The sequence below is a fragment of the Actinotalea sp. JY-7885 genome, assembly GCF_014525465.1.
Taxonomy (GTDB): Bacteria; Actinomycetota; Actinomycetes; order Actinomycetales; family Cellulomonadaceae; genus Actinotalea.
The window spans coordinates 1-24194 of record NZ_JACEXH010000026.1; the positions used below are offsets into that span (position 1 = coordinate 1).

Annotated in this window: 20 protein-coding genes and 1 pseudogene; 17 read left to right on the top strand and 4 right to left on the bottom strand. The window is 74.6% G+C overall.

From position 1 onward, the window contains the following. A pseudogene (locus IDM29_RS04155) lies at positions 1-301 on the top strand (hypothetical protein); the annotation flags it as partial. A gap of 88 nt (positions 302-389) precedes the next feature. Then, positions 390-530, top strand: coding sequence for a hypothetical protein (locus IDM29_RS04160; protein WP_182112235.1), 141 nt, complete (start codon positions 390-392; stop codon positions 528-530). Between the two features lie 56 nt (positions 531-586). On the opposite strand, the gene IDM29_RS04165 is transcribed toward IDM29_RS04160, so the two are convergent. Then, a complete protein-coding gene (locus IDM29_RS04165) occupies positions 587-1636 on the bottom strand; it encodes a LacI family DNA-binding transcriptional regulator (RefSeq protein WP_182112234.1) in 1050 nt (349 codons plus the stop codon). Between the two features lie 85 nt (positions 1637-1721). Here IDM29_RS04165 and IDM29_RS04170 point away from each other — a divergent pair, with 85 nt between their 5' ends. The 4 genes from IDM29_RS04170 to IDM29_RS04185 all read left to right on the top strand — a co-directional run bounded on the left by IDM29_RS04170 (position 1722) and on the right by IDM29_RS04185 (position 7286). Then, complete coding sequence (locus IDM29_RS04170; protein ID WP_188037234.1) at positions 1722-2183, top strand: L-rhamnose mutarotase; 462 nt, start codon at positions 1722-1724, stop codon at positions 2181-2183. 357 nt (positions 2184-2540) lie between these two features. Further along, positions 2541-3737, top strand: coding sequence for an L-rhamnose isomerase (gene rhaI, locus IDM29_RS04175; protein WP_188037235.1), 1197 nt, complete (start codon positions 2541-2543; stop codon positions 3735-3737). A 4-nt stretch (positions 3738-3741) separates the two neighbouring features. Continuing rightward, on the top strand, positions 3742-5805 hold the full coding sequence (locus tag IDM29_RS04180) for a bifunctional aldolase/short-chain dehydrogenase (RefSeq protein ID WP_188037236.1): 2064 nt from the start codon (positions 3742-3744) through the stop codon (positions 5803-5805). Then, entirely contained in the window at positions 5802-7286 is a 1485-nt protein-coding gene (locus IDM29_RS04185; protein ID WP_188037237.1) for a rhamnulokinase family protein, read from the top strand. The genes IDM29_RS04180 and IDM29_RS04185 overlap by 4 nt, the downstream gene beginning before the upstream one ends. 170 nt (positions 7287-7456) lie before the next feature. On the opposite strand, the gene IDM29_RS04190 is transcribed toward IDM29_RS04185, so the two are convergent. Further along, complete coding sequence (locus IDM29_RS04190; RefSeq protein WP_188037238.1) at positions 7457-7798, bottom strand: hypothetical protein; 342 nt, start codon at positions 7796-7798, stop codon at positions 7457-7459. Positions 7799-7962: 164 nt separating this feature from the next. On the opposite strand from IDM29_RS04190, the gene IDM29_RS04195 reads away from it, so the two are divergent. The 4 genes from IDM29_RS04195 (at position 7963) to IDM29_RS04210 (ending at position 12275) form a co-directional block, all read left to right on the top strand. After that, positions 7963-9393: a sensor histidine kinase gene (locus IDM29_RS04195; protein ID WP_309232673.1), complete on the top strand. Its 1431-nt coding sequence runs from the start codon at positions 7963-7965 to the stop codon at positions 9391-9393. After that, positions 9390-10070, top strand: a complete 681-nt coding sequence (locus IDM29_RS04200) for a response regulator transcription factor (protein WP_188037239.1) — start codon at positions 9390-9392, stop codon at positions 10068-10070. Before IDM29_RS04195 ends, IDM29_RS04200 begins: the two co-directional genes overlap by 4 nt. A 121-nt stretch (positions 10071-10191) precedes the next feature. Then, complete coding sequence (locus IDM29_RS04205; RefSeq protein ID WP_182112227.1) at positions 10192-11151, top strand: ABC transporter ATP-binding protein; 960 nt, start codon at positions 10192-10194, stop codon at positions 11149-11151. Then, positions 11148-12275, top strand: coding sequence for an ABC transporter permease (locus IDM29_RS04210; protein ID WP_188037240.1), 1128 nt, complete (start codon positions 11148-11150; stop codon positions 12273-12275). The genes IDM29_RS04205 and IDM29_RS04210 overlap by 4 nt, the downstream gene beginning before the upstream one ends. Before the next feature lie 93 nt (positions 12276-12368). Here IDM29_RS04210 and IDM29_RS04215 read toward each other — a convergent pair whose 3' ends face one another. After that, complete coding sequence (locus IDM29_RS04215; RefSeq protein ID WP_188037241.1) at positions 12369-13748, bottom strand: glycoside hydrolase family 5 protein; 1380 nt, start codon at positions 13746-13748, stop codon at positions 12369-12371. A gap of 157 nt (positions 13749-13905) precedes the next feature. Between IDM29_RS04215 and IDM29_RS04220 the strand changes: the two genes are divergently transcribed. The 7 genes from IDM29_RS04220 to IDM29_RS04250 all read left to right on the top strand — a co-directional run bounded on the left by IDM29_RS04220 (position 13906) and on the right by IDM29_RS04250 (position 23046). Then, positions 13906-14910 carry a LacI family DNA-binding transcriptional regulator gene (locus IDM29_RS04220; RefSeq protein ID WP_255491657.1) on the top strand — a complete coding sequence of 335 codons (1005 nt, stop codon included), beginning with the start codon at positions 13906-13908 and terminating at the stop codon, positions 14908-14910. Between the two features lie 86 nt (positions 14911-14996). Next, complete coding sequence (locus tag IDM29_RS04225) at positions 14997-15329, top strand: YciI family protein (RefSeq protein WP_220457971.1); 333 nt, start codon at positions 14997-14999, stop codon at positions 15327-15329. Beyond that, positions 15326-16585 carry an RNA polymerase sigma factor gene (locus tag IDM29_RS04230; protein WP_182112223.1) on the top strand — a complete coding sequence of 420 codons (1260 nt, stop codon included), beginning with the start codon at positions 15326-15328 and terminating at the stop codon, positions 16583-16585. The genes IDM29_RS04225 and IDM29_RS04230 overlap by 4 nt, the downstream gene beginning before the upstream one ends. A gap of 166 nt (positions 16586-16751) precedes the next feature. After that, on the top strand, positions 16752-18119 hold the full coding sequence (locus tag IDM29_RS04235; RefSeq protein ID WP_182112222.1) for an ABC transporter substrate-binding protein: 1368 nt from the start codon (positions 16752-16754) through the stop codon (positions 18117-18119). 50 nt (positions 18120-18169) lie between these two features. Continuing rightward, positions 18170-20332, top strand: a complete 2163-nt coding sequence (locus IDM29_RS04240) for a hypothetical protein (protein WP_182112221.1) — start codon at positions 18170-18172, stop codon at positions 20330-20332. A 63-nt stretch (positions 20333-20395) separates the two neighbouring features. Then, positions 20396-21724, top strand: a complete 1329-nt coding sequence (locus tag IDM29_RS04245) for an ABC transporter substrate-binding protein (protein ID WP_182112220.1) — start codon at positions 20396-20398, stop codon at positions 21722-21724. Beyond that, positions 21724-23046: a Gfo/Idh/MocA family protein gene (locus IDM29_RS04250; RefSeq protein ID WP_182112219.1), complete on the top strand. Its 1323-nt coding sequence runs from the start codon at positions 21724-21726 to the stop codon at positions 23044-23046. The genes IDM29_RS04245 and IDM29_RS04250 overlap by 1 nt, the downstream gene beginning before the upstream one ends. Before the next feature lie 77 nt (positions 23047-23123). Here the strand turns inward: IDM29_RS04250 and IDM29_RS04255 are convergent. Next, the coding region (locus IDM29_RS04255) for an AEC family transporter (RefSeq protein WP_223147952.1) at positions 23124-24194 on the bottom strand (1071 nt) is incomplete at its 5' end.

Consider the following 24194-nt stretch of genomic DNA (forward strand, 5'->3'; position numbering starts at 1 on the left):
CGGCGGCACCGCGGTGCTGGTCGTCGTCGCCGCCGTGGCCGCCGTGGGCGCCGTCGTCGTGCTGCGCGCGTGCGGCACGTGGGAGCCGGGCACGCGCCCGGGGCCCGCGCTGCGGGAGGCGGCGCGCGTGAGCGGGGCCGACCTCGTCGGTTCCGCCCTGCTGCTCTCCGCGGCCATCGCCTCCGGGGTGCTGGTGTGGATGCTCCTGCCGCTCGCCATCGTCGCGGGCGGCCTCCTCGCGCTCGCGACCGTGTCCGTCGAGCGGCGCTGGGCCCTGCGGCTCGCGGGGGTCGACGGCTGACCCGGATGCGGGTGCCGTGGGCGCCGGCGTGCGCGCGGCGCCTTCAGCGGGCAGGATCTTCACACGTGCATCACATCCGGAGGTCATCATGAGCCTTGCCGACATCGCACGGCGGGCGACGTCGACGCCGCCCGAGCGGCGTGAGGGCGGTCAGCAGGCGGGTGCGAGCCAGTCGCCGATCTACGACGAGCTCATCGCCGAGCGCGGGGACCCGACCTCGAAGTCCTGAACCCTCGACGTGCTCAACCGCAGCGCTGCGGCGCCGCGGTCGGGCCGGGTCGATCCCTACGCGCCCGAGGAGGCGCGGACCACCAGCTCGGGCTGGAAGAGCACCTGGCGCTGCGCGTCCGGCGCGGGTTCCCCGGCGCGCGAGCGCAGCAGGAGGTCGGCCGCCACGCTGCCGAGGCGGCGCGTCGGCTGACGCACGGAGGTCAGCGGCGTCGTGAGCATCGACGCGAAGTCGACGTCGTCGTAGCCCACGACGGCGATGTCCCGCGGGATGTCGAGACCGTGGACCCATCGCAGGGTGCGCATCGCGCCCAGCGCGGTGAGGTCGTTGACGCAGAACAGCGCGGTCGGTCGGTCGCGTCCGCCTGCCTGCGCCAGGAGCTGGTTGGCCCCCCGCTCGCCGCCCTCCGCGTTGAGGAAGGGCACCGTCACCTCGACGAGCGCCTCGGCCGGGTCCAGGCCGGCGTCCTCGAGCGCGGCGACAGCGCCGGCCCGCCGGTCGACGCACTGGCGGATGCTCGCGGGCCCGTTGATGAACGCGATGCGCCGGTGCCCGAGGTCGAGCAGGTGCTCGACGGCCATCGCGCCGCCCGCGACGTCGTCGACGGCGACCGAGGCGAGCTCCGGGCTGGGTGAGGGCCGGTCGAGCAGCACCACCTCGACGCCGCGCGCGTGCAGGTCGAGCAGGTGGTCGACGTCGGCCGTCGCGGGTGTGACCAGGAGCCCGAGGACGCCGTGCTCCTCGAAGAGCCGCAGGTAGCGCGCCTCGCGCGCCGGGTCCTCGTCGGAGCTCGCGAGCATGAGCATGTGGTCGTCCTGGGCCAGCCGGTCCTCGACGCCGCGCGCGACCTCGGTGAAGAACGGGTTGGCGATGTCGAGCAGGACGGCGCCGACGGTGGTGATGGTGCCCGCGCGCAGCTGGCGCGCGCTGCCGTTGGGCACGAAGGACAGCTCCTCGATGGCCGCCTGGACCTTCTCGCGCGTCGTGGGGGAGACCCGCTCGGGGCGGTTGAGGACGTTCGAGACGGTGCCGAGCGAGACGCCGGCCTGGCGCGCGACGTCGCCGATGCTGGCGCGCACGGCGCCCCGGCGAGGTGTGCGGGCCATGGGTCCTCCGGGATCGGTACGGTCATTGTGCCCGTGGAACGGTTCAAGGACGAGACGGCGCACACGGGCCGCCGCTGGAGGTCCCATGGCTCGCGTGTGCTTCGTGTCCCGCATCCGTCCCGACCAGGTGGCGGCGTACCGGCGACGGCACGCCGAGGTGTGGCCCGAGATGCTCCAGGCGCTGCACGAGACGGGGTGGCGCGACTACACCCTGCACCTCGCGCCGGACGGCCTGCTCGTCGGGGTCGTCGACGTCGACGACTTCGACGCCGCCCGCGACGCCATGGCCCTGCGTGAGGTCAACGCGCGCTGGCAGGCCGAGATGGCCGAGCTCTTCGGCTCCGACGGGCCCCCGGACGAGGGCTTCGTCCCGCTCGAGACGGTCTTCGACCTCGACGCCCAGCTCGCCGCCGCCACCCCGCCCACCCCCACCCCGCCCACCCCCACCCCGCCCACCGCCACCCTGCCCACCGCCACCCCGCCCACCGCCACCCTGCCCACCGCCACCCCGCCCACCCCCACCCCTCCCACCCCGGCCGCCCGCTGACCGGTTTTGGTGCCGATCCGGGTGCCCGGACGCCCGGATCGGTGCCAGAACCGGGCCGTTCGACCGGCGGGGGCGGGGATCGGCGCCAAAACGGGGCGGGTGGTCGGCGGCGGGGCGGGTGACCGGCGGTCACCTCACCCGCCTCACCCGCAGCGACCGCCGTCCACGACCGGCCGCCCGCTGACCCGGTTTTGGTGCCGATCTGGGTGCTCCGACGCCCTGATCGGTGCCAAAACCGGGGCGGGGGGTCGGCGGCGGGGGGTCGGCGGCGGGGGGTGGAGCGGGGGCTGGGCGGTTGACCCGGTTCGGTGGGGCGCCTATCGTTCCTGAAACGTTTCATTCGGAGGAGTAGACACTGTGAGCACCGGGACGACGACGTCATCGGCTGCCGGGCGACGGGCCGCGGCCCTCGCGGCACTCGCCGAGCAGACCATCGAGCTGCCGAGCTGGGCCTTCGGGAACAGCGGCACGCGGTTCAAGGTGTTCGCGCAGGCCGGCGTGCCGCGCGACCCCTACGAGAAGATCGCCGACGCCGCCCAGGTGCACCGGTACACGGGCGCCGCGCCGCGCGTCTCGCTGCACATCCCGTGGGACAAGGTCGAGGACTACGCCCACCTCGCGGCGCACGCGGCCGACCAGGGCGTGACCATCGGCGCGATCAACTCGAACCTGTTCCAGGACGACGACTACATGCTCGGGTCGCTCACGCACCCCGACCCCCGCGTGCGCGCCAAGGCCGTGGCCCACCACCGCGAGTGCCTCGACATCATGCGCGCGACCGGCTCGCGCGACCTGAAGATCTGGCTCCCTGACGGCCTCAACTACCCCGGCCAGGACGACCTGCGCGCGCGCCAGGACCGCCTCGCGGAGGGGCTCGCGGAGATCTACGCGGGCCTGGACCCCGAGCACCGGATCATCCTCGAGTACAAGTTCTTCGAGCCCGCGTTCTACGCGACCGACGTGCCGGACTGGGGCACGTCGCTGCTGCACTGCCTCGCGCTGGGTCCGCAGGCGATGGTCGTGCTCGACACCGGCCACCACGCGCCCGGCACCAACATCGAGTTCATCGTCGCGCAGCTGCTGCGGGTGGGCCGCCTGGGCGCGTTCGACTTCAACAGCCGCTTCTACGCGGACGACGACCTCATGGTCGGGGCGGCGGACCCGTTCCAGCTCTTCCGGATCATGAACGAGATCGTCGCGGCCGACGCCCTGCGCCCCGACTCGGGCGTGAACTTCATGCTCGACCAGTGCCACAACATCGAGCCCAAGATCCCGGCCCAGATCCGGTCCGTGATGAACGTCCAGGAGGCGACGGCCAAGGCGCTGCTCGTCGACCGGGAGGCGCTGCACGCCGCGCAGCAGTCGGGCGACGTGCTCGGGGCCAACGGCGCCCTGATGGACGCCTACAACACCGACGTGCGCCCGCTGCTCGCCGAGCTGCGCGAGAGCCAGGGCCTGGAGCCCGACCCGATGCGCGCCTACGCCGCGTCGGGGTACGCCGAGACGATCGTGGCCGAGCGCGTCGGTGGCGCGCAGGCCGGATGGGGAGCCTGACCCGATGAGCCAGACCAGCCCGACGACGAACCCGGCCGCGGCCGACCTCATCGCGCGGTCCAACCGCCTGGGCGCCGACCCGCGCAACACCAACTTCGCGGGCGGCAACACCTCCGCGAAGGGCACCGGAACGGACCCGGTCACCGGCCAGCCGGTCGAGCTGCTGTGGGTCAAGGGCTCGGGGGGTGACCTCGGCACCCTGCGCGAGGCCAACCTCGCCGTGCTCCGCCTGGACCGCCTGCGGGCGCTGACGGACGTCTACCCGGGCGTCGAGCGCGAGGACGAGATGGTCGCCGCGTTCGACTACTGCCTCCACGGCAAGGGTGGCGCGGCCCCGTCCATCGACACGGCCATGCACGGGCTCGTCGACGCCGCCCACGTGGACCACCTGCACCCCGACTCGGGCATCGCGCTGGCCACCGCGGCCGACGGAGAGGCCCTGACGCGCGAGTGCTTCGGCGACCGCGTCGTGTGGGTGCCGTGGCGCCGCCCGGGGTTCCAGCTGGGCCTGGACATCGCCGAGATCAAGGCGGCGAACCCGCAGGCCATCGGCTGCGTCCTCGGCGGGCACGGCATCACCGCGTGGGGCGACACGTCCGACGAGGCGGAGCAGCGCTCGCTCGAGATCATCCGGACCGCGGAGGCGTTCATCGCCGAGCGCACGCAGGCGCTGGGCGAGCACCCGTTCGGCGCCGTCGTGCCGGGCCGCGAGGCCCTGCCGGCGGCCGAGCGGCGTGCGCGCGCCGCGGCGCTCGCGCCCACGATCCGCGGCCTGGCCCGCACCGACCGGCCGCAGGTGGGTCACGTCACCGACGACGACGTCGTCCTGGACTTCCTGGCGCGCGAGAAGGCGCCGACGCTCGCCGAGCTCGGCACGTCGTGCCCGGACCACTTCCTGCGGACCAAGGTCAAGCCGCTGGTCGTCGACCTGCCGGCCGATGCGCCGCTGGACGACGTCGTCGCGCGGCTGCGCGAGCTGCACGAGGCCTACCGCGCCGACTACGCCGCCTACTACGAGCGCCACGCGACGCCCGACAGCCCCGCGATGCGCGGCGCGGACCCGGCCATCGTGCTCGTGCCCGGCGTCGGGATGTTCTCGTTCGGCAAGGACAAGCAGACGGCGCGCGTGGCGGGCGAGTTCTACGTCAACGCGATCAACGTGATGCGCGGCGCCGAGGCGATCAGCACCTACGCGCCGATCGACGAGGCCGAGAAGTTCCGGATCGAGTACTGGGCGCTCGAGGAGGCCAAGCTCGCGCGCCTGCCGAAGCCCGCGCCGCTCGCGACGCGGGTCGCGCTCGTCACGGGTGCCGCCTCGGGCATCGGGCGCGCGATCGCGGAGCGCCTGGCGGCCGAGGGCGCCTGCGTCGTCGTCGCGGACCTCGACCTCGAGCGCGCGCAGGAGGTCGCGGCCGGCATCGGCGGCCCCGACCGCGCGATCGCGGTGCGCGCCGACGTGACGTCCGAGGACGACGTCCGCGCGATGGTGGACGCGGCGGCTCTCGCGTTCGGCGGCGTCGACCTGGTCGTCAACAACGCCGGGCTGTCGATCTCCAAGCCGCTGCTCGAGACGACGACGGCGGACTGGGACCTGCAGCACGACGTCATGGCGCGCGGCTCGTTCCTCGTGGCGCGCGAGGCGGCGCGGGCGATGATCGCGCAGCGCATGGGCGGCGACGTCGTCTACATCGCCTCGAAGAACTCGCTCTTCGCGGGGCCGAACAACATCGCCTACTCCGCGACCAAGGCCGACCAGGCGCACCAGGTGCGGCTGCTCGCGGCCGAGCTGGGCGAGCACGGCATCCGGGTCAACGGGGTGAACCCCGACGGCGTGGTGCGCGGGTCGGGCATCTTCGCGGGCGGCTGGGGCGCCAAGCGCGCGGCCGTCTACGGCGTGCCGGAGGACGAGCTGGGCCAGTACTACGCGCAGCGCACGCTGCTCAAGCGCGAGGTGCTGCCCGAGCACGTGGCCGCGGCCGTCTTCGCGCTCACGGGTCCGGACCTCGTGCAGACGACGGGCCTGCACGTGCCCGTCGACTCCGGCGTGGCCGCCGCCTTCCTGCGGTGAGCCGGGCCTTCGCGGCGGTCGACCTCGGCGCGTCCAGCGGGCGGGTGGTCGTCGGGCGCGTGCTCGGCGCACCCGGCGAGGAGCGCGTCGAGCTCGACGAGGTCCACCGGTTCGCCAACGAGCCGGTCGTCGTCGACGGCACGCTGCAGTGGGACGTGCTGGCGCTGCACCGTGGCGTGCTCGCCGGGCTGCGTGAGGCGGCGCGGCGGTACGGGACGCTCGCCGGGGTCGGGATCGACGGCTGGGCGGTGGACCACGGGCTCCTCGACGCCGACGGCGTGCTCCTGGGCAATCCGGTGCACTACCGCGACGCGCGGACCGACGGCGTACCCGAGCGCGTCTTCGCCACCGTGCCGGCGGCCGAGCTCTACGCGCGCAACGGGCTGCAGGTGCAGCCGTTCAACACGGTGTTCCAGCTCGTGGCCGCCGCCGGCACCGCCCGGCTCGCCGCGGCACGCGGGCTCCTCCTCGTGCCGGACCTGCTGTCCGCGTGGCTCACCGGGCCCACCGGCGCGCGCGGCGCGGAGGTGACCAACGCGTCGACGACCGGACTGCTCGACGTGCGCACGCGGACGTGGGACGCGGACCTCGCGGCCCGGCTGGGCATCGACCCCGCGCTGCTGCCGCCGCTGCGCGAGCCGGGCACGGTGATCGGGCACGTCGCCGACGACGTGCGCGCCGCCATCGGTCACCCCGAGCCCTTGCCGGTGCTCGCGGTCGGGTCGCACGACACGGCGTCGGCCGTCGTCGGCGTGCCCGCGGGGGAGCGCGCCGCGTACGTCTCGTGCGGCACGTGGTCGCTCGTCGGCCTCGAGCTCGACGCGCCGGTGCTCACGGAGGCGAGCCGGCTCGCCAACTTCACCAACGAGCTCGGCGTCGACGGGACCGTCCGGTACCTGCGCAACGTCATGGGCCTGTGGCTGCTCGAGGAGTGCCGGCGCGCCTGGCGCGACGCCGGGAGCGCCGCGGACCTCGCCGAGCTCCTGGCGGCCGCCGCCGCGGCCGAGCCGCTGCGCACCGTCGTCGACGCCGACGACGCCGTCTTCCTGCCGCCGGGCGGGATGCCCGACCGCATCGCGGCGCAGGCGGCGCGCACCGGCCAGCCGGTCCCGGGCACGCCGGGCGAGGTCGTGCGCTGCATCGTCGACTCGCTCGCCCTGGCCTACCGCCGGGCGGTCGGGGAGGCGGCGGCGCTCTCCGGTCGCGAGGTCGACGTCGTCCACGTCGTCGGTGGTGGCTCGCAGAACGTGCTGCTGTGCCGGCTCACGGCCGACGCGACCGGGCTGCCCGTCGTGGCGGGCCCCGTCGAGGCCGCCGCGCTCGGCAACGTGCTGGTCCAGGCGCGCGCCGTCGGCGCGCTCGCGGGAGACCTGCGCGCGCTGCGTGCCGTAGGCGCGCGCGGGCAGCAGCTGACGCGCTACGAGCCGACCGGCGACGTCGACGCCGCCGCCTGGACGCAGGCCGAGGCGCGCCTGCGCTGACCCGGCGGGACCCGGCGGGACCCGGCGGGAACGCAGGCGCGCCGGCCGAGGGCCGCGCGGCGCGGGGGACCGCCGCGAGACCCTCCTCCGGGTCGTCGCCGACACGCCCCCGTCATCGGCACGCCGGGCGGCGAGGTGAACGTCGCCCGGCAGATCTCACCCGCACCGCGTCAGGCGGCGAGCGCGACCTCGTCCGCCTCGGAGGTCCCCGGGAGGACCGCGGTGGCTGTCGCGGCGGCGGTACGACGGGCGCGCAGGAGCACGACGATCGTCATGACGGCGATGGGGCCGTTGACGATCAGGGGCGCGCCGATCCAGAACGACTCGATGAGCACGGCGTAGGTGAACCACAGCAGCGATCCCGCGAGCGAGATCACCTGGGTGCTCAGGGCGATGCCCGACAGGAGGTGCGTGCTGCGGCGTGCTCTCCACACGCGGACGCCCTGGGGGACCCACAGCAGGAACGAGGTCAGCGAGGCGATCATCCCGATCGCCTCCGTGGCGGCGTGCATGGTGCTCCGTCTTCCGGCGGGGGTGTGCCGGCGTGGTTCGGCCCGCGGACCTGGTGGGCGCCGCGGGGTGGGCGCGCGAGCGCGCCGCACAGGTCATCGGCGCGCGGCGCCGCGGCTTGAGGGTGGCGTCCGTCACGTCCGCCCCGGCGGCTAAGGTCGGCCGCGTGGAACGCTCCCCGGCCGTCGCGAGCCGACCTGCCGACGACGTGGTCCTGGGCCCCGTCGGGACCGCGCCCGGGGCCGTCGAGCCGCGGGCGCCGTCCGCCGTCGACCCCGACATGGCCGGCTGGCAGCGCCCGGGGCCGACGGCCGAGCAGCTGCGCGGGGACCTGCTCGTGGCGGCCTGCCTCTTCCTCGGCTCCGTGCTCAGCATGGCGCTGCTGCGCACGGCGGGCATCTACGACGAGCCGGCGGCGGGCTGGCTGTCGGTGCTCTGCCTCGCGCTCGGGACCCTGCCGCTCGCGGTGCGGCGCCGGTGGCCCGCCGCCGTCACCGTGCTCGTCGCGACCGCCTTCGTCCTCGCGGGGGAGCTGAGCGTCCCCGAGACGCTGTTCCTCAACATCTCGCTCTTCATGGCGCTCTACACGGTCGGGGCGTGGACCGCGGACCGGCGCCGCGCCGCGGTGGTCCGCGCCGGGGTCGTCACCGCGATGCTGATCTGGCTGGTCTACAGCATCTTCCGCGCCGCGACGGACCCGGACTCCCTGCCCGGGCTGTCCCGGGCCGGCGCCTTCTCACCGTTCGTCGCCTACATGCTCATCCAGCTGCTGACGAACGTCCTCTACTTCGGCGGCGCGGTGTGGTTCGGCGAGCACTCGTGGACGTCGGCGCGCGACCGGGCGCGCACGGCCTACCGCGGTCGCCTGCTGCAGCTCGAGCGGCGGGTGGTCGAGCGCCAGGCCGTCGCGCTCGAGCGGCTGCGCATCGCGCGCGAGCTGCACGACGCCGTCGCGCACCACGTCTCCGTCATGGGCGTCCAGGCCGGCGCGGCGCGCGCGCTCCAGGCCTCCGACCCCGCGCGCGCCGCGGTCGCCCTCGAGCACGTCGAGGAGTCGGCGCGGCAGGCCATCACCGAGCTCCAGGGCCTGCTCGGCACGCTGCGCGAGGTGCCCGCGGAGGGCGTGACCTCGGGAGGGGTCGCCGTCGTGGGCCCCGGCGCGCGCGACAGCGTCGGCTCGCTCACGGTCGAGCGCATCCCGGACCTCGTCGCGCAGTCGAGCGAGATCGGCCTGCCCGCGACGTTCCAGGTGGTCGGCGACCCCGTCCCGCTGCCCCCGCTCGTCTCGCTGAACCTCTACCGCATCGCCCAGGAGGCGCTGACGAACTCCCGCAAGCACGGCGGCGTCGGCGCGCGTGCGGACGTCCGGCTGCGGTACCTGGGCGACGCCGTCGAGCTCGAGGTGGCCGACGACGGCGCCGGTACGCGCCGCGGGCCCGTCGCCTCGTCCGGCCTCGGCCTGGTGGGGATGCGTGAGCGCGTCGCGGCCGACGGCGGGACCCTCGACGCCCGCCCGCGCAGCCGCGGCGGCTTCCTCGTCCGCGCGCGCATCCCGCTCGACGCCGCGTCCGCGTCCACCGGCCGGGAGGCCTCGTGAGCCGGCCCGCCTTCCGCGTCCTGCTCGTGGACGACCAGGAGCTCGTGCGCGCCGGCATCGGCACGATCCTCGGCCTCCAGCCGGACCTCGAGGTGGTGGGCGAGGCAGGCACCGGGCGCGAGGGCGTGGAGCTCGCCCGCGCCCTGCGGCCCGACGTCGTCTGCATGGACGTGCAGATGCCGGACATGGACGGGCTCGAGGCGACCCGGCTGCTGACGGCGGACCCCGAGGTCCACGCGGGCGTGCTCATCCTCACGACCTTCCACCGCGAGGACTACCTGGCCGAGGCGCTCGAGGCGGGGGCCTCGGGCTTCCTGCTGAAGAACTCCCGACCCGAGCAGCTCGTCGCCGGCGTGCGCGCCGTCGCCGCGGGCGACGCCCTCCTCGCGCCGGAGGTGACGCGGGCGGTGATCGCGCGCGCCGTGCGGGTCCGCCGCGAGGCGGAGCCCGCGGCCACGCGTGGCCCGTCGCCCCAGGTCGCCGGCCTGACCGAGCGCGAGCGCGAGGTCCTCGTGCTCATGGGCCGCGGGCTGACGAACGACGAGATCGCGGCCGAGCTCGTGCTCGGAAGGGCGACGGTCAAGACGCACGTGTCCAACGTCCTCATGAAGCTGTCGCTGCGCGACCGCGTGCAGGCGGTCGTGTTCGCCTACGAGCACGGCCTCGTCGGGGGCTGAGCCTCCACCCCGGGGCGGAGGCCGAGGTTCCGCCCCGCGCCTGAGCCGCCGGAGCCGGCGGCTCCCTACGGTTGATCGTGTCGCGGGGAGGCCCCGCGGGACGTGACCCCCAGGGGGAGACATGCTCAGGCTGGACGGCATCCGACGGTCCTTCGGCGACCGCCTCGTGCTCGACGACGTCGGCTTCGCGGTGGAGCGCGGCCGCCTCACCGGTTTCGTCGGTGGCAACGGCGCCGGCAAGACCACCACGATGCGGATCATCCTCGGCGTGCTGTCGGCCGACGGTGGCACCGTGACCCTCGACGGTGCGTCGCTCAGCGACGAGGCCCGGCGGCACTTCGGGTACATGCCCGAGGAGCGCGGCCTCTACCCCAAGATGAAGGCGGCGGAGCAGCTCGCCTACCTGGCCCGGCTGCACGGCTACGACCGGCGCACCGCCGACGCCCGCGCCCGTGACCTGCTCGAGCGCCTGGACCTGGGCCCGCGCGCGGACGACGCGCTCGAGGACCTGTCGCTGGGCAACCAGCAGCGCGTCCAGATCGCCGCCGCCCTGGTCCACGACCCCGAGGTCCTCATCCTCGACGAGCCCTTCTCGGGCCTCGACCCCCTCGCGGTCGACACGGTCGTCTCCGTGCTCGCCGAGACGGCGGCCCGCGGCGTGCCGGTGCTGTTCAGCTCGCACCAGCTCGACGTCGTCGAGCGGCTGTGCGACGACGTCGTGGTCATCGCCGGCGGCCGGATCGCCGCGGCCGGCCCGCGCGACGAGCTGCGCGAGTCCTTCGCGGAGCCGCGCTACGAGATCGACTCGGCCGGGGACCTCGGCTGGCTCCGGACCGAGCCGGGGGTCGCCGTCGTCGAGTTCGACGGTGGCTGGGCCCGGTTCGACGCCGACGAGCAGGCGGCGCAGCGCGTGCTGCGCACCGCGCTCGACCAGGCGCCCGTGCGCGCGTTCACGCCGGTGCGCCCCACCCTCGCGGAGATCTTCCGCGACATCGTCCGCGACGAGGCGGAGCCCGAGGCCGGGCCCGACGCCGCCGACGCGACCCCGACCCTGCGCACCGAGAGCGAGCCGGCCCGATGAGCACTCCCGCCCCCACCCGCCCGCCCCGCCCCGCCGTCCCGGGCGTCGTCCCGGCGACGCTCATGGTCGCCGAGCGCGAGATCCTCGCGCAGGTGCGGACCAAGTCGTTCCTCATCTCGACCGCGGTCCTGCTGCTCGGCGTCCTGGCCGCCGTCATCGGCAGCAGCTTCCTGTCCGGGCGCACCGCGGAGGCCACGCAGGTCGCCGTCGTGGCGCAGACGGCCGACGTGGTCGAGGCCATGCCCGGCATGGAGCCCGTCATGGCGGACGACGCGGACGCGGCACGCGAGCTGGTCGAGTCCGAGGAGGTCGCCGCGGCCGTGCTCCCCGACGAGTCGGGGGAGAACCCGACCGGCATCACGGTCGTCGCGCTGACCGACGCACCGCAGAGCCTCGTCGGTGGCCTCTCGGTCGCGCCGTCGGTCGAGCTGCTCGACGCGGACGAGGGCGACCAGACCGGCCTGCGCTACCTGGTCTCCTTCGCCTTCGGCGCCATCTTCATGATGTCGGCGATGACCTTCGGCTCGACGATCGCCCAGAACACGGTCCAGGAGAAGCAGTCGCGGGTCGTCGAGATCCTGCTGTCCACCGTGCCGGCGCGGGCCCTGCTCGCGGGCAAGATCCTGGGCAACAGCGCCCTGGCGCTCGGGCAGACGGCAGCCATCGCCGCCGTGGCCATCATCGGTGCGGTCGTCACCGGTCAGGACGAGCTGCTCTCCGCGCTCGGTGGCCCGGTCGCGTGGTTCATCGTGTTCTTCCTCGTGGGCTTCGTGCTCCTGGCCTCGGTGTTCGCGGCGAGCGCCTCGCTCGTCTCGCGCATCGAGGACACCGGTCCGGTGCTCACGCCCGTGATGATGCTGACGATGACGCCGTACTTCGTCATCGTGTTCTTCAACGAGAACGCGCTGGTCATGAAGATCGCGTCGTACGTGCCGTTCAGCGCGCCGGTCGCGATGCCCGTCCGCCTGTTCCTCGGCGAGGCGGCCTGGTGGGAGCCGCTCGCGGCGCTCGCCCTGCTCGTGGCCTCGTGCGTCGCGGTCATCGCCCTCGGCGCGCGGATCTACGCCCGCTCGCTCCTGCGCTTCAGCGGGCGGGTCCGCCTCAAGGAGGCGCTCGCCGCCTGACGCCCCGCACGACCACCGAGCCCGCCGGTCCGGCACACCCCGCGTGTGCCGGACCGGCGGGCTCGTCGCGTCGATCGCTGCGCGGGCCGGGCCTCAGCGCAGGTGGGCGCGCAGCAGCGTGCTCAGGCGGGTGCGCTCGACGCAGCGGTCGAAGCGGAACGATCGCGCGAGCTCCGCGGCGCCGTCGGCGTCGAGACCCGCGAAGCAGCGCGCGTACTCGTCGACCAGCGGCTCCGCCAGGAGCACGTGCCGGACCAGCACGTTGATCCACTGGCGCGGGCCCCAGGGGTAGGGGTCGAAGTCCGGGAACTCGCGCGCGAAGAGGGCCTCGATCGGGTCCAGGACGTCGCGCGTGTGCGCGTCGCTCCCGCCCCACGAGTCGGTGCCGAGGCGCTGCTTCTTCTCGAGCGCAGGCCGGACGCGCTCCAGGTATGGCGAGGCGGGGTCGGTCGTGACCAGGCCCTGGCTGCCGACGTCCTTGTAGGTCCACAGGCTCCAGCTGGCGCCGTGCTCGCGGTAGATGTCCAGCTGGTCCTGCAGCAGGCGGTAGGCGCCGTCGACGCGCTCGGCGTCGCCGACGTAGATCGGGCCGAACTCACCCACCCAGATCGGGGTTCCCGTGCGGCGCATCACCTCGGTGCGGCGCAGGAACGTCTGCTCGACCGTGCCGCGGTCGTAGTGCTGCCCGCGCGTCTCGCCCGGGTAGCGGCTGACCGCCGCGATGCCGGGCAGCGCGTAGTCGTGCGCGGTCCAGACCGTGTTCTCGAAGGGCTCGGCGAACATCGAGAAGTCGGTCGAGTAGCGGTTGCCGTCCAGGAAGAGCACGTGGTGCGGGTCGACGGCGCGGATGGCCCGCTCCAGCCGCGCGTAGAAGGGGCCGATCTTCTCGCCGGTCACGTCGGACGGCTCGTTGAGCGGGTTGTAGCCCGCCACCCAGGGGTCGTCCTTGAACCGGTCGGCCACGGCCTCCCACAGGTGCACGACGCGGTCCTGGAAGTGGCGGTGGTTCCAGAACTCCGCGTAGTGCGTGGGGTTGTCGGAGTGCCAGTGCTGGTTCTGCCGGCCCGGCGCGGCGTGCAGGTCGAGGATGGTGTGGATGCCGTGCTCGCCCAGGATGCGCACGACGCGCTCGAGGTGGCGCAGGCCGGACTCCTTGATCTCGAACGGGGCGTCGTCGTCCTCGAGGTGGAAGTAGCTGAACGGCACCCGGACGCAGTTCATGCCGAGCGACGCGAGGTGCGCGGCGTCGGCCTCGGCGAAGAACTCGAGCAGGAACGTCTCGAAGAAGGCCTCCGCGGGTTCCGGTCCGAGCACGCGCGTGACCGCGCGTCGCATCTGGGACTCGGTCGCGGGGTAGCCGGTGATGAAGTTCTCCATCGTCATCCAGCCGCCCAGCCCGACGCCGCGCAGGAGGACCTCCTGGCCGTCGGGCCGCACGAGGCGCGTGCCGTCGACCCGGATCGTGTGCGTCATGCGTCCTCCTCGTCGAGGGCAGGCGTGGTGGCGATGCCCGGTAACCGGTTACCATCGTCCCGGGCGACCCTAGGCGGCGCCGCGCGGGGTGTCCAGCCTGGCGATGGGATAGTGGCGCCCACCACCCGCGGACCGCGGGGCGACGAGGGGAGGGCGCGTGGCCGCGACGATGCGGGACGTGGCCAGGGCGGCCGGGGTGTCCGTCAAGACGGTGTCGAACGTCGTCAACGACTTCCCCCACGTCAGCGACGAGACGCGCCGCAAGGTGCGCGCGGCCATCGACGACCTCGGCTACCAGATGAACTTCTCGGCCCGGAACCTCAGCCTCGGCCGCACCGGGATGCTCACGCTCGCGGTGCCCGAGCTGAGCCTGCCGTACTTCGCCGAGCTCTCCGACGAGGTGATCGACGCCGCGGCCGCGCGCGGGTACACGGTGCTCATCGAGCAGACCGGCGGCTCGCGGGAGCGCGAGATGGAGGTGCTCTTCAGCGCGCGCCGGCGCATGACCGACGGGTTGATCTTCTCCCCGCTGGCCCTGCGCGGCCAGGACTCGCCGGCGCTCGAGGTGGACTTCCCGATCGTCCTGCTCGGCGAGCGCTCGCTGCACAGCCGCGTCCCGCACGTCGCCATGGCCAACACGGCCGGCGCCCGCGCCGCGACGGAGCACCTGCTCGCGCAGGGCCGACGTCGGGTCGCGGTGGTCGGGAGCTTCGACGGCACGGGCACGGGCGCGGGGTCCCTGCGTACCGACGGCATCCGCGCGGCACTGCGCGGGGCCGGGCTCGAGCTCGACCCGGGCCTCGTCGGCTTCACCGAGACCTGGAGCCGGTCCGCGGGTGCCGACGCGATGCGCGGGCTGCTCGACGCCGGGGCGCGCATCGACGCCGTCGTCGGGCTCAACGACGTGCTGGCGCTCGGTGCGATGCGGGTCCTGTACGAGCGCGGCGTCGACGTGCCCGGCGACGTCGCGGTGGTGGGCTTCGACGACATCGAGGAGGCGCGGTTCTCGCGCCCGAGCCTGACGACGGTGAACCCGGGACGCACCCAGATCGCCCGCTCGGCCGTCGAGCTGCTGCTCGCGCGGCTGGACGACGGCCCGGCGGCGGTCGAGCTCGAGGTCGTCGCGCCGCACCGGCTCGTGGTGCGGGAGTCGACCGCCTGAGGCGTGGCGGGTGTCCGATCGGGGCCGGCCCGTTCGTCGACATGGTGAGGGGCCCGTCCGGGGCCCGTGAGCGAGGAGGTTCCCCCGTGCGGTACGTGATCTCGGTGATCGACGACACGACAGGCTCCGCGACCGCGGCCGAGATGGCCGCCGTCGACGCGTTCAACGACCGGCTGCGGGCCGACGGCCACTGGGTCTTCGCCGCCGGCCTCGGCGCGCCGGCCACGGCGGCGGTGGTCGACGGCCGGTCGGGGGCCGAGCCGCTCGTCACCGACGGGCCGTTCCTCGAGTCGAAGGAGTACCTCGCCGGCTTCTGGATCGTCGAGGCCCCCAGCCGGGAGGTCGCGCTCGAGCTGGCGGCGCAGGGCTCGCGGCACTGCCACCGCCGGGTCGAGCTGCGGCCCCTGCTCGGGGGGTGAGCCGCGTGGACGCCCGCGAGGCGGCCGCGCGGGCCCACCGCGAGGAGTGGGCCCGCCTGGTCGGGCTCCTCGTGCGGCGCTTCGGCGACCTCGACATCGCGGAGGACGCGGCGGCGGAGGCCTTCGCCGCCGCGGTGGAGCGCTGGCCGGTCGACGGCGTCCCCGACCGGCCCGGCGCGTGGCTGACGACCACGGCGATGCGCAAGGCGGTGGACCGCGTGCGGCGCGAGAGCAGGCGCGAGGCCAAGCAGCTCGAGGCGTCCGCCCTGCACGCCGCCGACCCGCCCGCGCCTGCCGGTCCGTCGGGCCCACTGGGCGACGACCGGCTGCGCCTGGTCCTCCTGTGCTGCGACCCTGTGCTGTCCCCGGCGGCGCGCGTGACGCTGACGCTGCGCCTCGTCGGAGGGCTGACGGTCCCCGAGATCGCGCGAGCCCTCCTGGTGCAGGAGGACGCCGTCGGGCGCCGGATCACGCGGGCCAAGGCCGCGCTCAGGGCGACGGCCCGCGAGTACCGTCCGCCGTCCGCTGCGGAGCTCCCCGGTCGGGTGGCGGACGTGCTCACCGTGCTGCTCCTGGTGTTCGACGAGGGGTACCTGGCGACCGCGTCCGGACCGCTCCGGCCGGAGCTGACGGCCGAGGCGATCCGCCTGGCCCGCCTGCTGCACGACCTGCTGCCGGACGACGGCGAGGTGACCGGGCTGCTCGCGCTCATGCTCCTCACGGACGCGCGGCGGCCCGCGAGGGTCTCGGCGAGCGGTGACCTCCTGGCGCTCGACGAGCAGGACCGCGGGGCGTGGGACACCGCCCTGCTCGCCGAGGGGCACCGCCTGGTGCGGGAGCGGCTGGCGGCCGGCGTGCCACCCGGCCGCTACCAGCTGCTGGCCGCGGTCAACGCCGTGCACACCTGCGCGCGGGACGTCCGCGACACCGACTGGTCGCAGGTCCTGGCCCTGTACGACCAGCTCGTGCGTCTCGACCCCTCGCCGGTCGTCGCGCTGAACCGGGCGGTGGCGGTGGCCGAGCTCGACGGCGCGCAGGTGGCGCTGGCCCAGCTGGAGCCGCTCGCCGCGGCGCTGGCCGGGTACCAGCCCTTCCATGCCACGCGCGCCGAGCTGCTGGCCCGCCTCGGCCGGACGCGCGAGGCGGACGAGGCCTACGACTGTGCCGTCGCCCTGTGCCCGAACGCGGCGCAGGCGGCGGCCCTCGGGCGGCGCCGCGCGGCGCTCGCGGACGCCCGGTCCTGGCCAGCCCATTGACCCGACCCGAGCGGTGTGGTCTCCTTACACCGGTGTAAACCTCGCGGTGGCGAGGGCCGGCCTCGAGGGGCCGTACCTGGCGCGAGGTCGGATCGACTTACTGAATCGATTCATACCGCCCCGGCCGGGGCCGTATCGCCGCAACGACGCGGCAGGAGGGACGACGATGCGACCCACACGAGGAACCCACCGGAACCGCCGCACCGCACGCGCGCTGGGGGCCGGCCTGGCGACCGGCGTCCTGCTGCTCACCGCCGCCTGCTCGGGCGACGCCGGCGCGGGCGCGGGCGACGGGCCGACCGACGGCGCCGAGGAGCCGGCAGACGACTACGACCCGGACGCCCCGGCCACCATCCGCTTCGTCTGGTGGGGCAACGAGGAGCGCGCCGCCATGACCAACGCGGCGGTCGACGCCTTCGAGGCGGCGAACCCCAACATCACGGTGGAGACGGAGTCCGTCGACTTCACCTCCTACTTCGACCGCCTGGCGACCGGCGTCGCGGCGGGCGACGAGCCCGACGTCATCACGATGGGCGGCGCCTACCCGCGCGAGTACGGCGACCGCGGCGTGCTGCTCGACCTCGCGACGGTCTCGGACCACCTCGACCTCTCCTCGCTCGACGAGGGCGCCCTGTCCAACGGGTTCTTCAGCGACACCCAGTACGGCGTCCCCACGGGCGTCAACACCTTCGGTCTCATCGTCAACCCCGCGGTCTTCGAGGCCGCGGGCGTCGACCTGCCCGACGACGAGACGTGGGACTGGGACGACTTCGCGGAGATCGCGGAGGAGATCTCGGCGAACACGCCCGAGGGGACCTACGGCACCGAGGACCCGACGTCCCCCGACGTCCTGGACCTCTACGCCAACCAGCACACCGGCGAGGGCCTCTACGACGAGAACGGCGTCGTCATCGAGCCGGACATCGTCGAGCAGTGGTTCGAGATGACGAGCGGGCTCATGGAGTCGGGCGCCTCGCCCCAGGCCAGCCTCACGGCCGAGCTCGCCGGCCAGGCGGCGCCCGAGCAGACGCTCATCGGCCGCGGCCTCGCGGGCATGAAGTTCGGCTGGTCCAACCTGCTCACCGCGTACAGCTCGGCGGCGGGCCAGGACATGATCATGATGCTGCCCCCGGGCGAGTCGAACCACGAGGGTCCGGGGACCTGGCTCCAGGCGTCGCAGCTCTACACGATCAGCGCCAACAGCGAGCACCCGGAGGCGTCGGCCAAGCTCATCGACTTCCTGGTGAACTCGACCGAGGCGGCGGACTTCATCGGCGCCAACCGCGGCGTCCCGGCGAACCCGACCCTCCGCGAGCACCTCTCGGCGGACCTCGAGCCCGTCCAGCAGACGGAGTACGACTTCATCGAGCGGATGGCCGAGCACGTCGACGGCCACTTCGTCATCGGCCCGACGGGCTCGACCGAGAGCGTCGCGATCCTCACTCGGCTGAACGACGCCGTGCTGTTCGGGCAGATCGACCCCGCGCAGGCCGGCGAGCAGTTCGTCACCGAGCTGACCTCGGCGACGTCCTGAGCGCTCGGGCACACGCGGACCGACGGACGACGGGGCGAGGAGGCGGTTCGGTGCGCGTGGATCGCGAGGCCGTGGTGCGCAGGCACACGGTCCGGGTGACCGGCATCGAGCCGACCTCCCCGCTGACGGTCGGCAACGGGGAGGTCTGCTGGACCGTGGACGTCACGGGCCTGCAGACGTTCCCCGAGCAGTTCTCGGTGACGGACCCGGGAGGTGGTGCTCCCGGGACGTTGCTGGGCACGCAGGCGCAGTGGGCGTGGCACAGCACCCCGCGGCCGGACGGTGTGGACCTCGCGGCGACGCGGCGCCCCTACCGGACCTCGCGCGGTGAGGTGCCGTACGTCGACGCGGGGTCGTTGCACGGCTCGGACGACTCCGGGCTCGACGTGTCCCACCGCTGGCTCCGTGCCAACCCCCACCGCCTGGACCTCGTGCGCGTCGGTCTGGTGACCCGGCCGCCGGGGACCGGCGGTGGGGTGGACGGCGAGGGCGCGCCGCGCCCGTGGGCTGCGCCCTCGCCGTCGGACCTCGGCGCCGCCGAGCAGGCCCTCGACCTGTGGACGGGCGTCGTCGAGAGCGAGGTCGAGCTCGCGGGCCGCCGCCTGCGGGTCACCACGGCGTGCCACCCGCAGCGCGACGCGCTCGCGGTCCGCCTCGTGCCGGTGCCGGACGCGGCACCGGGCGCGGGCGGGCCCGGCGACGAGGGCGCGCACGACGTCGCCGTCCGCCTCGCCTTCCCCTACGGCTCCACGTCGTGGAGCAACGCGGCCGACTGGACGCGTCCCGAGGCCCACGTGACGCAGGTCGAGGACCGGCCTGACGGCGCCGTCGTCCACCGACGCTTCGACGGCGCCGCGGACGACGCGTACGTGGTGCGGCTGTGGACCGGTGCCCGCGCGGCGGCCGTCGCGCCGCACGAGCTCGTCCTGGACGCCGACGGCACGCTGGACCTGGTCCTCGAGGTGGCGCCTGCGGCGTCCGAGGTGCCGGCGACCCCGCTCGACGTGGACGGCGTGCTCGCCGCCTCGCGGGCCCACTGGCCCGCCTTCTGGCGGCGCGGCGCCGCCCTCGACCTGTCCGGCAGCACGGACCCGCGCGCGCCCGAGCTCGAGCGGCGCGTCGTCCTGTCGCAGTACCTCACCGCGATCCAGTGCGCCGGCTCGACGCCGCCGCAGGAGACGGGCCTGACGTGCAACAGCTGGCGCGGCCGGTTCCACCTGGAGATGCACTGGTGGCACGCGGCGCACTTCGCCGTGTGGGGCCGCCCCGACCTGCTCGAGCGCAGCATGGGCTGGTACGAGCGCATCCTGCCCGCGGCGCAGGAGACGGCCCGGACCCAGGGGTACGACGGTGCCCGGTGGCCCAAGCAGGTCGCCCCCGACGGGCAGGAGAGCCCGAGCCACATCGGGCCCTTCCTGCTGTGGCAGCAGCCGCACGTCCTGCACCTCGCCGAGCTGCTGCGCCGCGCCGCGCCGCCCGAGCGCCGGGGCGACGTCGTGGCGCGCTACGGCGCGCTCGTGGACCAGACCGCGCGCTTCATGGCCGACGTCGTCGAGCCGACGCCCCAGGGGTTCGCGCTCGGCCCCCCGCTCGTCCCGGCGCAGGAGTCGTACGCCGACGTGCGGGAGCGGGCGACCAACCCGCCGTTCGAGCTCGCGTACTGGGTGTGGGGCCTGCGCGTCGCGCAGCAGTGGCGCGAGCACGCCGGCCTGCCGCGCGAGCCGCGCTGGGACGAGGTCGCCGACGGCATGGCGCGGCCGCTCGTGCGCGACGGCGTCTACCCGGCGATCGGCGTCGAGCCGTTCACCGTGCGCGCGGACCACCCGTCGATGGTCTACGGGCTGGGCGTCGTGCCGGACACCGGGCTGCTGGACCCCGCCGTCGTGCGGGCGACGCTCGACGACGTGCTCGCCGACTGGGACTGGCCGAGCACCTGGGGCTGGGACTACCCGGCGCTGGCGATGACCGCCACGCGCCTGGGCGACCCGCAGGGCGCCGTCGACGCGCTGCTCCTGGACCTGCCCAAGAACGCCTACCTGCCCAACGGCCACAACCGCCAGACCGACCACCTGCCGCTGTACCTGCCGGGCAACGGCGGGCTGCTGGTCGCGGTCGCGCTGATGGTCGCGGGCTGGGAGGGCGGCGAGGCGCCCACGCCCGGCTTCGGCGCCGGCTGGAGCGTGCGCCACGAGGGCTTCGTGCCCCTGCCCTAGGGCACCACGACGTCGGGCGACACACCACGCGTCCGAGGATCCACCCGCACCACGAGGAGAACGATGACGGCACGTACCACCCGCCCGCCCGCCCGCCGCCGCACCGCCGCCGCGGCGCTCGTGATGTGCGCCGCCACCGCCCTGGCGGCGTGCAGCGGCGCCGACGCCGACCCGCAGGAGCCGACGGCGTCGGGTGACGAGCAGGAGCAGGTCCGCCTGCGGTTCTCCTGGTGGGGCAACGACAACCGCCACCAGACGACCGAGCAGGTGCTCGACCTGTTCGAGGAGAAGTACCCCCACATCGAGGTGGTCGGCGAGTACTCCGACTGGGGCGGCTACTGGGACAAGCTGTCCACGTCCGTCGCCGCGGGGGACGCGCCCGACGTCATCACCCAGGAGGAGCGGTACCTGCGCGAGTACGGCTCGCGCGGCGTGCTGGCGGACCTGGCCGAGCTCGACGCGATCGGCACGGACGACCTGGACCCGAGCGTCGCCAGCGCCGGCGAGTTCGAGGGTGCCCTCTACGGCATCCCGACCGGGACGCTGACCGCTGCCGTCCTCGCCGACCCGGCCACGTTCGAGGTTGCCGGCGTGCCGATGCCCGACGAGGACACGTGGACGTGGCAGGACTACGTCGACACCGCCGTGGCCATCAGCGCGGCGACGCCCGAGGGCACCTACGGCGCGCAGGACCACGGCTTCAGCGAGGTCGCCTTCGCGATCTACGCGCGGCAGCACGGCGAGGAGCTCTACGCGCAGGACGGGACGCTCGGCTTCGAGACGCAGACCCTGGCCGACTTCTTCGAGATGTCGGTCGAGCTGCGGGACTCGGGCGGCACCCCGCCCGCGTCGACGTCGATCGAGATCAACGCGGACTCCACGCGCTCGCTGATGGCCACGGGCACCGGCGGCATGGGCGTGTGGTGGACCAGCCAGCTCGGCCCGACCGAGGACGCCTCGGGCCGCACGCTCGAGCTGCTGCGGATGCCGGGCGAGACGGCCGGTGAGCGCACGGGCATGTACGTCAAGCCGTCGATGTACTACTCGATCTCGGCCGACAGCGAGCACCCCGAGGAGGCTGCGCTCCTGGTCGACTTCCTCCTGAACGACGTCGAGGCCGGCCGGCTCATCCTGTCCGACCGCGGGCTGCCCGTGAACCTCGAGGTGCGTGCCGCCCTGGAGAGCGACTTCACCGACGCGGACCGCCGGGCCGCGGAGTTCATGGAGCGCGTCGCGCCGACCATCGAGGACAGCCTCAACACCCCGCCCATCGGCGCCGGAGAGGTGGCCGGGATCATGGCCCGCATGAACGAGCAGGTCCTGTTCGACCGGCTCACGCCGCAGGAGGCCGCCGAGCAGTTCGTCTCCGAGGTCGAGGCGGTGATCGGCTGATGCGCCGCTTCGCCGTGGTGGGGACCGGTGCCCGGTCCCAGATGTACGTGGACGCCCTGGTCGGCGCCCACGCCGACGTCGGGGAGCTGGTCGCCTGGTGCGAGCCCAACCCGGGCCGCGCCGACTACGCCGACTCGCTCGTCCGCGCGGCGGGCCGGACCGAGCTCCCGGTGCGCTACGACGTGCCGGACCTCGAGCGCATGATCGCCGAGCAGCGGCTCGATGCCGTGCTGGTGATCAGCCCGGACTGGACCCACGCCGAGATGACGTCGCGCGCCCTGCGCGCGGGCGTCGACGTCGTGCTCGAGAAGCCGCTGACGACGACGGCGGAGGGCTGCCGCGAGATCGTGGCGGCCGTCGAGGAGTCCGGCAAGTCGGTGATCATGACGTTCAACTACCGGTACTCCCCGCGCAACGCCGCGCTCAAGGAGGTCATCTCCTCCGGGCGCATCGGCCGCGTGACGAGCGTGCACTTCGAGTGGGTGCTCGACACGATGCACGGTGCCGACTACTTCCGGCGCTGGCACCGGGAGAAGGAGCACTCCGCCGGGCTGGCCGTCCACAAGGCGACGCACCACTTCGATCTCATGAACTGGTGGCTCGACGACGTCCCGGAGTGGGTCGTCGCGTCCGGCGCGCTCAAGTTCTACGGCGACGCCAACGCGGCGGCGCGCGGTCTGGGGGAGCGGCCGCCGCGCGGGACCGTCGACCCGCCGAGCACCGACCCGTTCGCGCTCGACCTGCGCAACGACCCCAAGCTCAAGGCCCTGTACTGGGACGCCGAGCAGCACGACGGCTACCAGCGGGACCGCGACGTCTTCGCCCCCGGGATCACGATCGAGGACAACATCTCGGCGCTGGTCGGCTACCGGGGCGGGCCGGTCATGAGCTACTCGCTCAACGCGCACAGCCCGTGGGAGGGCTACCGGGTGAGCGTCAACGGCACCGAGGGGCGCGCGGAGCTCGACGTCGTGGAGCGGGCCGCGGTGCTGGCGGGGCCGGACGGCCGCCTCGTCCTGGACGCGAGCTCGGTCGTCGACGACGTCGCCGACAGCGACCTGCGCCGGCACGGCGAGCGCCTGACGGTGCAGCGGCACTGGGAGAAGGCCGAGGAGGTCGAGATCGTCAACCAGCGCGGCGGCCACGGGGGCGGCGACGCGCTGCTGCTGCACGACGTCTTCCGCGGCACGGGCCCCGACCCGCTCGGGCGGCGCGCGGGCTACCTCGACGGCCTCCGCTCGGTCGCCGTCGGCCTCGCGGCGAACATCTCGATGGCGGAGTCCCGCCGCGTCGACGTCGCGGAGCTCGGCCTGCCCCTCTAGCTCCCCCGAGCCGACCCGGTTCTGGAACGGATCTCGCCGTCGCGGCGGCGAGATCCGTTCCAGAACGCGGCGGCGGGTCAGGAGAGCAGGGCGGCGATCCCGAGCAGGACGGGCAGCGCGAGCAGGGTCGTGACGAGCCCGGCGTCCCGTGCGAGTGCGCGGCCGCGGTCGTACTGCACGGCGTAGACCAGCACGTTCTGCGCGGTCGGCAGCGCCGCCATCGTGCCGACCGCCAGCAGCTCGACGCCCTCGAGACCCAGGGCGCGGCCCAGCAGGATCGCGAGCAGGGGGTGGACCACCGAGCGCAGCACGACGACGAGCGCGAGCTCGCGCGGGCGGCTGCGGTCGCGGTCCGCGCCGCGCCCCAGGCCGGCGAGGGACATGCCGAACGTCAGCAGCGCGAGGGGGGCCGCGGCGGCGCCGATGAGCCGAAAGGGCTCGAGCACGACGTCGGGCACGTCCCACGGAAGGACGGACAGCACGACGCCGGTGAGCGCGCCGATGATGATCGGGTTGCGCAGGGTGCGGGCCAGGACCCGGCGCGCCCGGCCCAGGCCCCGGCCGCGGGCCGGGGCGGCGACGTCGTCGGCCGCGTCGGCGACCGGCTCCTGCCCGCCCGACGCCGCGTGCTCGCGCACCGGGTCCCGCTCGGCCTGGGCGTCCAGGATCGTGAACGCGACGGGCGCGAGCACGAGCAGCTGGAACAGGAGCGTCGGCACGACGGCGACCGCGTCCCCCAGCAGGTAGACCGCGATCGGGATGCCGAGGTTGCCGGCGTTGACGTACGAGGCGGCGAGCGTGCCGATCGTCGCCTCGCCCACGGGCCGCTTCCACAGCCCGCGCAGCACGGCCGCCGCCACGGCGACGACGACGAGCGTGGTCGCCGCGATGACCAGCGCCTGGCGCGAGAGCAGCAGGGCCAGGTCGGCGCGGGCGATCGTCACGGCCAGCAGGCTCGGCGCGGCGATGACGAACACCGCGCGCGCGAGCACCTGCTCGGCGTGCGGCCCGAGCGCGCGCGACCGCGCGAGCAGCCACCCGACGACGGCGATCGCCGCCATGGTGCCCAGGGCGGCGAGGACGGCGCCCATCAGCGCGCCGTCACGCGGTGCCGGCCGGCTCGGCCCCCCGCGCGGGCGGCGCGTCCG